The organism is Streptomyces sp. NBC_00310 (assembly GCF_036208085.1).
In the GTDB taxonomy this organism is placed as follows: domain Bacteria; phylum Actinomycetota; class Actinomycetes; order Streptomycetales; family Streptomycetaceae; genus Streptomyces.
In genome coordinates, this window is record NZ_CP130714.1 from 10,145,591 (window position 1) to 10,158,094 (window position 12,504).

Consider the following 12,504-nt stretch of genomic DNA (forward strand, 5'->3'; position numbering starts at 1 on the left):
ATACGGGACCCACCGGGGCTGCCTACTGTGATCTGCGTGAAGCTCGTGCTCGACACCAAGGAACCCGCGGGCGGCGCCACCGGACGGCCGGTGCGCCCCGCCAAGCCGGGCTGCGTACGCGTCGGCGGCATCGTGGCCCTGTTGCTGGCCTGCGGGTCCGACGTCCTCCTCCTGGGGGCGGAGGGGGTCGCCTTCCTGTGGCTGCACCTGCTCGCGCTGGCGGTCGGCCTCGCGGCGCTGCTGTGGCCCGAGCGCCGCCGGCCCGCCTGGCTCACTCCCCAGGTGCGCACGGGTGCCCCCGCCCTCGCCGCCGCCGCGAACGTGGTGACCCTGCTCGCGGCCCGGGAGAAGGGCGGCTTCGGCCCGGGCCTGGCGGCCGTACTGCTGTGCCTGCTGGTCGTCGCCGTCCGCACCTGCCCGCCCGGCTGGGCGCTGGCCTGCGGACTCCTCGACGGTCTCGTGCTGCTCGCGCTGCCGCTGCCGTACTACGCCGTCGAACCGGACGCCAGCCTCGCCGGCGTGACCGCGCTGCTGCTGCTGTTCGGCGGGGTCACGGCAGCCCTCGCGGCCTATCTCCGCACCCTGGACCACCGCCGGACCCAGATCGTCACCGAGACCCGCCGGGCGGAACGCCTCGCCATGGCCGCCGACCTGCACGACTTCGTCGCCCACCATGTCACCGGGATCCTGGTGCAGACCCAGGTCGCGCGGATGATGGCCGGCACCGAACCCGACCGTCTCGACCCCGTCCTCGCGGGCATCGAGCGGGCCGCGACCGAGGCGCTGGCCTCGATGCGCCGCACGGTCGGTGTGCTGCGCGACCACGACGACGGGGCCGGGACCGGGACCGCCGACCGGCGCCCGGTGGGCGATCTGGCGGGCATCGACGAACTGGTGCGCGGCTTCGACGGTGTCGGCGGCGTCGACGGCCACGCGGCCGTGCTGCGCCACGACCCCGCCGTCCCCGACGACCTGCCGCACGAGGTGCAGGCCGCCGCCTTCCGCGTGGTGCAGGAGGCCCTGACGAACGTCCGGCGGCACGCCGCCGACGCCACCGAGGTCACCGTCGACCTGCGCTACGCCCGCGGTGACCTGGAGGTCTCGGTGCGCGACGACGGCCGCGGCGGTGCCCGGCTGCCGGAGGCGGCCCGGGGCGGCGGCTTCGGGCTCGTCGGCCTCACCGAACGGGTCACCGCGCTCGGCGGCCGGCTCCGGGCCCGCCCGCGCGAGGACGGACCCGGCTGGGAGGTGGTCGCCGTGCTCCCGGCCGCCCCCGTGGCCGCCGGATGAGCTGAACCTCCCGGCCCGGCTTCCCGTATCTCCTCTCGGGGATGGCGGGAGACCGCGTGCACGGAAGGAGAACAGCGTGTCGAAACCGCCCGAACCGGGCCGGACGACGAAGCGTCCCACGATCGAGCCCACCTACGTCATGCGCCGACGCAGGACCGAGGCCCTGGCCGAGCTGCTGCGCGAGTTCGAGCAGTACAAGGGGACGACAGCCCCGAACGACGAGTACGAGACCGTCGCCGTACCACCGACACCGACACCGAGGCCCGCACCCGCACCCGCACCCGAGCCGAAACCCGCTCCCGAGCGGATCCTGCCACGGACGGAGTACGAGACCGAGGAACTGCCCCCGGTCATGGCCGGCGAGGACTTCGGCTCCGACACGGTCCCGAGCGGCGAGCGGCGGCGGCGTCCGGCGCCCGGCGGCGGATCCGGTCTGAAGCGCGCCGCGGTCGTCGTCGGCGTCGGCGCGGCCGCCCTCCTCGGCTTCGGCGCCGCGCTCCTGCTGCCCGGCGGCGGCACGGAGAAGGAGGCGCGCACCGTCACCCCGACACCCGCCCCGTCGGCACCCGCGACCTCCGCCCCCGCCCAGAACGACGGCACCGACCCCGACGGCCCCGGAACCCTCCGCGAGGGCGACAGCGGCCCCGAGGTCTCCGAACTCCAGCAACGGCTGCTCCGCATCCCGAACGTGTACGACAACGGCTCCACCTCGGGCCGGTACGACGGCGTACTGAAGGAGGCGGTGGCGCGCTTCCAGCTCTGGTACGGCATCCGGGGTGACGAAACGGGCGTCTACGGCAACGACACCCGCCAGGACCTCGAATCCCGCACCGCGCTCTAGTTCTAGTCGCACGGCGGGGCCGCGCATCCGGTGCGCCACGGGCGCATCCGGGTTGTTGCCCCGCCTCGAACGGACCATCCTGGCCATATGGTGACAAAGGCGTCCGGCGCGTCGCGGGCTGCCACGGCCGGTGAGGCGATGGCGGTGGTCGACGCGCGCGGCCTGGTCACGGGGTGGAGCGAGGGGGCCAGGCGACTCACCGGGCACACCGCCGGGGACGTGACCGGGCGGCCGGCGGCGGACCTCGTCGACGGGGACGCGGCGACGGTGTGGCGGACGCTGCTGACGCACGGCGACACGGTCGTGGACCTGCGCTACCGGGACGGGCGGCGGCAGAAGGTGGCTCTGCGGATGTGCCCGCTGCGGGGTGCGCGGGGCGAGGGGCGGAGGTTCGCCGTCACCGCGACACCGGACCGGGCCGAGCGGGGGCTGGGTGAGCTGGCCTTCGCGCAGGCCTCGATGTCCATGTCCGTCTTCGACACCGAGCAGCGGTATCTGCGGATGAACGACTGGGCGTGCCAGGTCATGGGACAGCCCGAGGAGGAGTTCCGGCACCAGTACTTCCTCGACACCGTGGAGGACGCCGAGCACAGCCGGGGCTTCCTGCGTCATCTGGAGATGGTCGTGGAGACCGGACAGCCGGTCCGCTACGAGAGCTGGACCCGTTCGCCCTCCGGCCGGCGCATGCACGCCTGGACCTCCGAGATGTGGCCACTGCGCGGCCACTCGGGAGAGCTGATCGGCACCGCGCTCGCCGCGTTCGACAGCAGCGAGCAGTTCTGGGCACGCCAGCGCCTGGCCCTGCTGAACGAGGCGGCCGGTTCCATCGGCACCAGACTCGACGTCGTCCAGACCGCCCGCGAACTCGCCGAACTGGTCGTACCCCGGCTCGCCGACTTCGCCAGCGTCGACCTCCTGGAGTCCGTGCTCCAGGGCGAGGAACCCGAGATGGGCCCCGTGGACGGCGGTGTGGAACTGCGCCGGGCCGCGCATCACTCCCGTACGCCGGGTGTCCCGGAGGCGGCGATCGGCCTGGGCTCCGCCGATGTCTACCCGCCCACCTCGCCGCCCGCCCGGGCCCTGTTCACCGGGTCCCCCGTGCTCGCCCGCACCGGCGACGACGCCCTCGACTCCTGGTTCGCGCGGCACGGCGCCCGCTCCACCAAGCTCCAGGAGGCCGAGGACCACGACCTGTCCCTGATGGCCGTACCCCTGGTCGCACGCGGTACGACCCTCGGCGTGGCCGTCCTCGTGCGCATCCTGACCCCCGAGCATCCCGACGCCTTCGACCAGGACGACGTGTCGCTCGCCGAGGAACTCGCCAGCCGGGCGGCCGTCTGCGTCGACAACGCCCGCCGCTACACGAAGGAAAGGACTACGGCGCTGGCGCTCCAGCGCAGCCTGCTGCCGAAGACGGTCGCCGGACAGGCGGCCGTCGAGTTCGCCTCCCGCTATCTGCCGGCGCTGTCGCAGGCCGGGGTGGGCGGCGACTGGTTCGACGTGATCCCGCTGTCCGGGACCCGGGTGGCGCTGGTCGTCGGGGACGTCGTGGGCCACGGCATCCACGCCTCCGTCACCATGGGCCGGCTGCGCACGGCCGTGTGGGCGCTGGCCGACGTCGACCTGCCGCCCGACGAGTTGCTCACCCACCTGGACGACCTCGTCGAGCACCTCGCGGCCGGTGACGGCACGGGAGACGGGGAGATCGGCGCGACCTGTCTGTACGCGGTGTACGACCCGGTGGACCGCAGCTGCTCGATCGCCTCGGCCGGGCATGTGCCGCCCGTGATGGTGCGGCCCGACGGCAGTGTGGATGTGGTGGAGGTGGTGGCCGGACCGATGCTCGGCGTCGGCGGACTCCCGTTCGAGGCCAGGGATCTGGAGGTGCCCGAGGGCTCGGTCCTCGCGCTCTACACCGACGGCCTGGTGGAGGCCCGCGACCGTGACGTCGACACGGGCACCGCCGCCCTCTGCGCAGCGCTGGGAGGGCCGGTGGGCAGCCTGGAGAGCGCCTGCGACACCGTGCTGACGTCACTCCTGCCCGACACCCCGGCCGACGACGTGGCCCTGCTGCTCGCCCGCACCCGCGCCCTCGACGCGGAACAGGTGGCCGTCTGGAACCTCTCCGACGACCCGGCGCTGGTGGCCAACGCGCGCCACCTCGCCACCGAACAGCTCACCCGCTGGGGCCTGGAGGAGGCCGTCTTCGTCACCGAACTCGTGGTCAGCGAACTCGTCACCAACGCCATCCGCTACGGCGGCGCCCCCATCCAGCTGCGCCTGATCCGCGACCGCACCCTCATCTGCGAGGTCTCCGACGCCAGCAGCACCTCCCCCCATCTGCGCCGGGCCCGCAGCTTCGACGAGGGGGGCCGCGGCCTGCTCCTGGTCGCCCAGCTCACCGACCGCTGGGGCAGCCGCCCGAGCGGCGCGGGCAAGACCATCTGGGCCGAGCAGGCCCTGCCACCGGTCCCGTGAACGCGTGTTGGGGGCGGCTCACGCCACCCCCAACAGCCTTACCGGAGAAGGAAGGTCACTTCTTCCGCAGCCGCACCGACACACCGTGCGCCGTGAAGACCTGCTCGGCCGTCCAGCCCTCGACGGCCACGGAGACCTCGGCGAACCGGCCCTGCAGGGACCGCGCCCCGATGACCGCCACCGTGCTGCCGGACCGCGGCGCCTGCTCGGCGTCGAAGCGGACCACCAGCTCGCTGCCCCGCTCCAGGACCGCGCGCCCGTCCACCACGAGGGCCGGGTCGGTGCCCCGGTCCAGCGTCACGTCGAGCACGCCGGCCTGGACATAGCCGCCGCGCACCCGGACGGAGTGGTCGCCCGTGGCCAGCGTGCCGCCCTCGACCCGGACGTCACCGCGGCCGAACGCCTCCTTCGAGCCCGCCGCGAGGACACCGGCCTCCACGACGGTGCCGCCCGTGTACCGGTTGGCGCCCGCCAGCGTCAGCGAACCGCCGCCCCGCTTGACGAGGCCGCCCCGGCCGTCGATGTCGTTGCGCCAGGTGTCGGCCGCGTGGAAGCCGCCGAGCGCGGCGTCCAGCGTGACGGTGACCTCCGCGTCGAAGGCGCCGTAACCGTCCGCCGCCTCGAACAGGTTGAGCCGGCCCCACTGCTCCCAGCCGTCCAGCAGGACGTACCCGGACGGCAGCGCGGTCGTGCGCAGCACCTCGCGCCGCTGCGCCGCGTCGAGGTAGGGCAGCCGCGTCTCCAGCAGGACCTCGGCGCCCTTAGGCACGGTCAGGTCCTCGGAAGGGCCGCGCCGGGTCAGCACGTATGTCAGCTTCGGCTCGACCAGGCGGGCGTTGGCCCGGCGGTCGGCGTACGGGTCGGTGTCCGTCCCCGCCGAGTGCGCGTAGGCGAACAGCGTGTCGGCCGTCGTGCCCGTCTTCGCCTGGAAGTACTCGGCGGCCTGCTTGCGCGCGGCGGCCTTCAGGGCGGCGTTCTTCGGGTCGGCGAGCGCGGCGGCGGCCAGCGCGGTGGCCATGACCCGGCCGCCGAGGACGTCGACCGCGGAGTGCATGCCCGAGATGATCCGGTCGTGGCTCGCTTCGAAGGCGCGGGTCACCATCTCCTGGAAGCGCTCCGGGACGGCGTACGCGTAGGCCAGGGCCGCCAGGTGGAGGGCGTTGGTGTGGCCGCTGGGGAAACCGCCGTCCTCGGCGGGGTTCTCGCCGCGCTGGCGCAGCAGCTGCGGGACGACGATCACGTCGGAGTCGTACACCGGAAACCCGAACGCGTCGGTCCTGCCGGTGTCGGCGACCTCGCTGTTCTCGTTCATCCGCCAGGGGCGCGGGTACTGGTACGAGAACTTGGAGGGGTTGCCCGACGCGAACGGCCCGCGCACGGTGTTGACGAGCTCGGCCACCTTCCCGAGCTCGGAGGTGGTGGACCCGGCGCCGTTCGCGGATCCGGCGGGGGCGTCGGCGGGGACGGAGTCGCTGATCTTGCCCGCCGGGGTGCCCTCCGGGGCGGAGGTGATCGCCGTGACCGCCATGGCGCCCGCCTTGTACAGCTCCGCGAGCGGGCCGAGGCCGGTGATCACCGAGTAGCTCTGGTGCTGCCGGTCGGTGATGAACGCCTGGCGCGCCTGCGCCTCGGTGCGCCGGGAGGTGACACGCGCGCAGTAGCGCATGTTGGCGCGCAGGATCTCCGGCAGCAGCGGGGTGCCGGTGTTCCAGGCGCTTCCCGTCTTCCAGATCTCGGCGAAGCCGCCCAGGGCGCGGACCACGGCGTTGGTCTCGGGGGTGAGGTTCGCCGTGGTGTTGGTGGTGTAGTCGTCGACGAACGCGGCGAACGCGGTGGCGGCCTTGCTCTCGGCCGCGGAGGCATGCCAGACGGGAGCGAGGGCCGGAGCGGCGATCAGGCCGGCCGAGACGCCGAGGGAGTTCCTGAGGAAGACGCGGCGGTTGAGTCTGTGGTGCCCGGCAGATGACGGCATGGAGCGCCGCTCCTTTCGCGAGGTGATGATCGGGTGCGGGCTGAGCGTGGAGTTGACGGGTGACCGGTCGATGTCCGGTCGGCGACCGGACGGTGGTCAGCGGGTGACCGGTCGGAGGAGAGTACGTGAGAGCGCCAACGCCCCTTCGACCGGAGGCACTTGAAGCACTTGCGGTCGCGCGGACGGTACAGCCTCCACGAGCGCTTCGGCGAATGCCGCGTACAGGGCGGGCCGGGAGAGGATCGTCCCGCCGGCCACCACCACGTCGTCCACGGCGACGCCACGGGCGGCGAGCCGCGTCACGAGCGAGGCGAGCGCGCGGCCCCCTTCGGCGATCACTCGGCGGGCCGGGGCGGAGCCCTCCTCGGCGGCCTCGAACACCACGGGCGCGTGTCTGCCCCAGTCGGCGGACACGTCCGTGGCGGCCTCCAGCGCCCCGCCGAGCGCCGGGACTTCGCTCACCCCGAAGGCGGCGACGAGACGGTCGGCGAGCGGGTCGGGCGCCTCGCCCCGGTCGTGCGCCGCCCATACGGCACGGGCCGCCTCACGGACCAGGCCGGCGGCACCGCCCTCGTCGCCGAGGACCGCGCCCCAGCCGCCGACCTGCACCGAAGTGCCGTCGGCGGACCGGCCGACGGCCACCGAACCGGTGCCGGCGACCAGGCCCACCCCCCTGTCCAAACCGGCGGCGGGCACCAGTAGCTCGGCGTCGCCCACCACCAGGCACGGCACCTGAAGCCGTTCCTGGAGGGCGAGACGTATCCCCTCGCACTGCCGGGGCGTCTCGCAGGCGTGAGCACCGACGGCCACGGCGGACGGGAGGGTGTGCGCGGGCAGCGCCTCCCCGACCAGCGTGGCCAGCCATGCGGTCGCGGCAGCCGGGTCGTGCGGCCGCCAGCCACGGCTCGTACGGACGTGATCGGCGACGCGGTCCGTCCCCGTGACAGCACGGAGATGGGTCTTGGTGCCGCCCACGTCGATACCGACCGCGACGGGCCCGGAGTCCTGCACGAAAGGCCTCTTTCGTCGTTGCGTTGCGATGGCGCAGCGACGGCTGGGCGAAGCCGTTCCTGGACACACAGGGTCTGTGGGGGGTGCTAGGGAAGCCCCGGGACGGGCCTCTGCGGGTGCGGTAGGCGAGTACCGCTTGACTTCGTTAGGAAATTAACTAACGAATAAGAGTGCGTCAAGGGTTCGGACCCGGATACCGCACGACCGTGCGGCCGGATGATCGCGGCACGACTGGGGAGAGCATGCAACTGAGCGAGAGCGCCCGCGCTGTCTTCGCAGTACTGGCCGCGTCGAGGACCGCCACCCGCCCCCAACTGGCCACCGGGGCACGGCTTTCCAAGCCGACCGTCTCCACCGCCGTGGCGGAACTGGAGGCCGCCGGTCTCGCCGCCCGCTCAGGCACGATTTCCGGCGGAACCGGCAGGTCGGCGGCCGTATACGACCTCGGGCTCGCCGCCGGTGCCGTACTCGCCGTCGACCTCGGCCCCAGCGTCACCCGGGTGCGGGTCTGCGCCCTGGACGGCACCCTGCTCGCCGAGGGCACCGGCCTGCGGGCGGACACCGTCGACGTGGTCACGGAGGCCCTCGCGCGGCTGTCGGCCGGCGCGCCGCTGCGCGCCATCGTCGTCGCCGTCGGCGACGTCACCATCCAGAGCCGGGAGGGCACGGCCGTGCGCCCCGCCACCGCCAAGGCGGGTCCCATCTTCGACGCCCTGGCCGTCGCGCTCCCGCCCGGTGTGCCCGTCCACGTCGAGAACAACGTGAACTGCGCCGCACTGGCCGAGCTGCACGAGGGCGCCGCCCGGGGCCGGGACACCTTCGGCTATCTGCGGATCGGTGTCGGCATCGGTCTCGGTGTCGTCATCGGCGGCCAGGTGCTGCGCGGCGCGAACGGCGCCGCCGGTGAGGTGGCCCGGCTGCCCTACCCGTGGGACGCGGACCGGGAACCGCGCCACGAGGGCCTGGAGGCGCACATAGGAGCGGGCTCCCTGCTGCGTCGGGCGGCGGGCGCCTGGCAGGGCGTGGACGGCCCGTGCCCCGACACCGTCGACGGGCTGTTCGCGCTGGCCGACGCCGGACACGCCACGGCGTGCGCGGTCGTCGGCCGGCACGCCGCCGACGTGGGCAGACTCGCCGCCGCGGCGACCGCGGTCCTGGATCCCGGCCTGATCGTGCTGGGCGGCGCCGTCGGCTCCGAGCCCCGGCTGCTGCCCGGCGTACGGGCCGAACTGGCCCGGCTGAGCTGGCCGACCGAGGTCGTGAGCAGCGCGCTCGGCGACAGCGGCACCGTCGTGGGGGCCAGTCGGCTGGCCGTGGCCCGGGGAATCCAAACCGTGACCGCAGGGGCGGCGGTGAAGCATTGACGGACTCCACCGGCATCTGCCAATGTCCGGACAAGCGCTTTCTAAGTCGGCCGGGACGCCGACTTGGGGCGAGCCTCCCGCCCGTACTCGACGTACGGCAACCGCACGAGGGCGTGCCCGTGCGGTGACGGCCAGAACGGCCGGGGATGCCGCCCCGCGTGGACGACGCGGTCGGGCGAGGCCGTGCCCCCCGGAAAGCAGCTTTCCTGCAAAATGCACCCGTGCCGCCTCGGTCGGCCCCGTGCTCCGTCCCCTACCGAAAAAAAGGGATCGAAGATGACCACTGTGGGTGTGCGGCGTTCCCGCCGACTCGGCCGCGGCGGTATGCGCCGCCTGGCTCCCCTCGCTGCCGTTGCCACGGCAGGTGCCCTGCTGCTCTCCGCCTGCGGAGGGGGCTCCGACTCGGGCGGGACCTCCAAGTCGCTGACGTTCTGGATCTCCACGGTTCCGGGGCAGGACGCGGGCTGGAAGAAGATGGTGGCGCAGTACGAGAAGGAAACGGGCGTCAAGGTCAAGCTCGTCAACATCCCCTACGACGGCTACGCGACGAAGCTGCGCAACTCCGCGCAGGCGAACTCGCTGCCCGACGTGGCGGCCGTGCCGGCGCTGGACCCGATCTGGTCGAACAAGCTGATCGACCTCAAGGACATCGCCAACAACAAGACGAACAAGATCAACGCCAACTTCGTCGCCAAGGACTCGTCCGGGAAGGTGCTGTCCATCCCCTCGGACGTCACCGCGTCCGGCATGTTCATCAACAAGTCGCTCTTCGAGAAGGCCGGCGTCGACTACCCGACCTCGCCCGACAAGACCTGGACCTGGGACGAGTTCATCAAGGCGGCGAACGAGGTCCGGGAGAAGACCAAGGCCAAGTACTCCCTGACCTTCGACCAGTCGCCGTCCCGGCTGCGCGCCATGGTGTACGAGATGGGCGGGAAGTACGTTCACGCCGACGACTCCGGCAAGTTCTCGGTGGACGCGGCGACCAAGAAGGCCGTGAACACCTTCGTCGGATGGAACGACGACAAGACCATGCCGAAGTCGGTGTGGACCAGCGGCGCCGACCCGTCGGCCATGTTCCAGAGCGGTGACGTCGTCGCCTACTGGTCCGGCGTGTGGCAGGTCGCCGCCTACGCGGAGAGCATCACGAAGTTCGAGTGGGCGAGCGTCCCGACCCCCGCCCAGCCGGTGCAGGCCAGTGACGTCAACAGCGGCGGCATGACGGTGGGCTTCAACAACAACGCCGACGCGGCCGCCGCCGCGCAGAAGTTCCTGTCCTGGCTGTACGAGCCCGACCACTACCAGGCGCTGTGCGAGGCCTCCGGCTTCCTGCCGGTCGAGAGCGGTCTGACCCCGAAGTACCCCTTCGAGTCCGAGGCGGCGCAGGCGGCGTTCAAGCTCTACAACGAGTCGATCCCGCTGTACGACCCCATCTCCGGCTACTTCAACAGCGCGCAGACGAACTGGGTGCTGAAGGGCAAGAGCCTCGCCGACGACCCGACCAAGGCGGAGCTCGGCAAGGCGATCAACGGCGAGCAGTCGGCCGACAAGGCCCTGCAGAACATCGTGGACGGCTACAACCAGCAGGTCGGCGGCTGATCACAGGCCGACAGTCCCGGGCGGCGGGGTCGAGACACCGCCGCCCGGGCCCGCGGACCCCACCCACGTGATGCCGGGCCCATGACCTGAGCCCCCAGGATCCAATCCACCAGCACGGAGTCAGGAAGATGACAAAACGCGCCCCGGACGCTTCGGACGTGTCCGTGAGCCCGCCCAGGAGACGAAGCAAGTACACCCTCGCACCGCTCGTCCTCATCACGGGCAATGTCGTGCTCTTCGCGCTGTTCTTCGTCTGGCCGGCGGTGATCGGGCTCGTCTACTCCTTCACGAACTACACGGGCGTGGGGGCGTTCCAGTTCGTCGGACTGGACAACTACCAGAAGCTGCTCGGGGACTCGACCTTCTACTCCGCGACGACCCGCACGCTGCTGTACACCGTGCTCTTCGTCCCGCTGAACTTCGTGTTGTCGCTGCTCATCGCCAACGTGCTGGTGAGCAAGCACGCCAAGGGCGCGTCGGTCGCCCGCATCTTCTTCTTCATCCCGTGGCTGCTGTCGCCCATCATCGTGGGTGTCCTGTGGCGGTGGCTGTTCGGTGAGAACTTCGGACTGGTCAACTACTTCATAGAGAAGGTCGGCGGAAGCGCCGTTCCCTGGCAGTCGAACGCGGACCTGTCACTGCTCGTGGTCGTGGTGGCGGCGGCCTGGGCCTGGACGGGCTTCTCCATGCTGCTGTTCATCGCGGCGATCAAGAACGTACCGACGTCGTACTACGAGGCGGCGGCGCTCGACGGCGCCGGTCCGTGGCGCCAGTTCATCAGCATCACCCTGCCGAGCATCGCTCCCACGTCCTTCATCGTCATCCTGCTCAACACGATCCACGCGATGAAGGAGTACGCGGTCTTCGCCTCCCTCAACAACGGTGGACCCGGAACGTCGAACAACCTGCTTGTCCAGTACATCTACCAGACGGGGTTCAAGTCGGGCCAGATCGGCTACGCGAGCGCCGCGTCGTTCGTGCTCATGCTCATCCTGATGGCCGTCGCGATCATCCAGATGATGGTCAACCGGCGGGTGGAGAACCGATGACAACCACAGACATGCCGCGCAAGGTCGACGCCGACTCCGTACGGGCCGTCTCCAAGAAGAGGCCCCGTGGCTCGGCAACCGGAGGGCTTCGGCGCGCGATCGCCCCGACCACTCTGCTGTGGGTCCTGGCGGGCCTCTACGGGCTGCCGGTGCTGTGGTTCGTCCTCAGCTCCTTGAAGCCGGCGGGAGACCTGTTCTCCCTTCCGCTGACGCTGTTCCCGGACGACCCCACCGTGTCGGGTTACAAGGAAGCGTGGGCAAGCGCCAACTTCTCCGGGTACTTCATCAACACGATCATCGTGTGCGTGATCGCGACGATCCTCACGGTGGGGGTCAGCTGCTGCACCGGGTACGCGCTGGCCAAGTACGACAACAAATGGCTCAAGGCCTTCTTCCTCTGCATCCTGGCCACCACGATGCTGCCGGCCGAGGTCATGCTCGCCCCGCTGTTCCTGGTGGTCCGCGACCTCGGCCTCTACAACTCGCTCTCCGGCATCATCCTCCCGGCCCTGCTCACCGCGACCGGGTGCTTCATGTTCCGCCAGTTCTTCCTGACGGTCCCCGACGAGCTCATCGAGGCCGCCCGCATCGATGGCGCGCGTGAGCTGTCGATCTTCATGCGGATCATGGTGCCGCTCTCCCGGCCCATCATGCTGACGCTCGCCATCCTGTCGTTCCAGTGGAGGTGGAACGACTACATCTGGCCGCTGCTGATGCTGAACGACCCGGAGAAGTTCACGGTGCAGATCGGCATCCAGAGCCTCGTCGGCGCGCAGAACATCAACTGGTCGGTGCTGCTCGGCGGATCGGTCATCTCCATGGTCCCGCTGATCGTCGTCTTCCTGGTGTTCCAGAAGTACGTCATGAACGCCGACATCAACGCCGGACTGAAGGACTGAC

At 71.4% G+C, this 12,504-nt stretch carries 9 protein-coding genes; 7 read left to right on the forward strand and 2 right to left on the reverse strand.

Annotation, left to right across the window (positions count from 1 at the left end; all coding sequences use genetic code 11):
• Nucleotides 1–36 precede the first annotated feature (36 nt).
• The 3 genes from OG202_RS44260 (at nucleotide 37) to OG202_RS44270 (ending at nucleotide 4,609) form a co-directional block, all read left to right on the forward strand.
• Complete coding sequence (locus OG202_RS44260; protein WP_327726434.1) at nucleotides 37–1,290, forward strand: sensor histidine kinase; 1,254 nt, start codon at nucleotides 37–39, stop codon at nucleotides 1,288–1,290.
• Between the two features lie 76 nt (nucleotides 1,291–1,366).
• A complete protein-coding gene (locus OG202_RS44265) occupies nucleotides 1,367–2,131 on the forward strand; it encodes a peptidoglycan-binding domain-containing protein (RefSeq protein ID WP_327726433.1) in 765 nt (254 codons plus the stop codon).
• An 87-nt stretch (nucleotides 2,132–2,218) separates the two neighbouring features.
• A complete protein-coding gene (locus OG202_RS44270) occupies nucleotides 2,219–4,609 on the forward strand; it encodes a SpoIIE family protein phosphatase (RefSeq protein ID WP_326574046.1) in 2,391 nt (796 codons plus the stop codon).
• A 55-nt stretch (nucleotides 4,610–4,664) separates the two neighbouring features.
• Here the strand turns inward: OG202_RS44270 and OG202_RS44275 are convergent, their stop codons facing one another.
• Both OG202_RS44275 and OG202_RS44280 read right to left on the reverse strand, forming a co-directional pair.
• Entirely contained in the window at nucleotides 4,665–6,581 is a 1,917-nt protein-coding gene (locus tag OG202_RS44275) for a phosphatase PAP2 family protein (protein ID WP_328224558.1), read from the reverse strand.
• Nucleotides 6,582–6,677: 96 nt separating this feature from the next.
• Nucleotides 6,678–7,592 carry a BadF/BadG/BcrA/BcrD ATPase family protein gene (locus OG202_RS44280; protein WP_328224559.1) on the reverse strand — a complete coding sequence of 305 codons (915 nt, stop codon included), beginning with the start codon at nucleotides 7,590–7,592 and terminating at the stop codon, nucleotides 6,678–6,680.
• 242 nt (nucleotides 7,593–7,834) lie between these two features.
• Here OG202_RS44280 and OG202_RS44285 point away from each other — a divergent pair, with 242 nt between their 5' ends.
• The 4 genes from OG202_RS44285 to OG202_RS44300 all read left to right on the forward strand — a co-directional run bounded on the left by OG202_RS44285 (nucleotide 7,835) and on the right by OG202_RS44300 (nucleotide 12,503).
• Entirely contained in the window at nucleotides 7,835–8,956 is a 1,122-nt protein-coding gene (locus tag OG202_RS44285; protein ID WP_326574040.1) for an ROK family protein, read from the forward strand.
• A gap of 276 nt (nucleotides 8,957–9,232) precedes the next feature.
• Entirely contained in the window at nucleotides 9,233–10,555 is a 1,323-nt protein-coding gene (locus OG202_RS44290; protein WP_326574038.1) for an extracellular solute-binding protein, read from the forward strand.
• A gap of 128 nt (nucleotides 10,556–10,683) precedes the next feature.
• A complete protein-coding gene (locus OG202_RS44295) occupies nucleotides 10,684–11,604 on the forward strand; it encodes a carbohydrate ABC transporter permease (RefSeq protein WP_328224560.1) in 921 nt (306 codons plus the stop codon).
• Nucleotides 11,601–12,503 carry a carbohydrate ABC transporter permease gene (locus OG202_RS44300; protein WP_327726429.1) on the forward strand — a complete coding sequence of 301 codons (903 nt, stop codon included), beginning with the start codon at nucleotides 11,601–11,603 and terminating at the stop codon, nucleotides 12,501–12,503. The genes OG202_RS44295 and OG202_RS44300 overlap by 4 nt, the downstream gene beginning before the upstream one ends.
• Nucleotide 12,504 lies beyond the last annotated feature (1 nt).

What these genes read in the sequence shown, in the direction of transcription:
- OG202_RS44270 (WP_326574046.1), top strand. Translation starts at nt 2,219, where the DNA reads ATGGTGACAAAGGCGTCCGGCGCGTCGCGGGCTGCCACGGCCGGTGAG.
- OG202_RS44275 (WP_328224558.1), bottom strand. Translation starts at nt 6,581, where the DNA reads ATGCCGTCATCTGCCGGGCACCACAGACTCAACCGCCGCGTCTTCCTC.
- OG202_RS44285 (WP_326574040.1), top strand. Translation starts at nt 7,835, where the DNA reads ATGCAACTGAGCGAGAGCGCCCGCGCTGTCTTCGCAGTACTGGCCGCG.
- OG202_RS44290 (WP_326574038.1), top strand. Translation starts at nt 9,233, where the DNA reads ATGACCACTGTGGGTGTGCGGCGTTCCCGCCGACTCGGCCGCGGCGGT.
- OG202_RS44295 (WP_328224560.1), top strand. Translation starts at nt 10,684, where the DNA reads ATGACAAAACGCGCCCCGGACGCTTCGGACGTGTCCGTGAGCCCGCCC.
- OG202_RS44300 (WP_327726429.1), top strand. Translation starts at nt 11,601, where the DNA reads ATGACAACCACAGACATGCCGCGCAAGGTCGACGCCGACTCCGTACGG.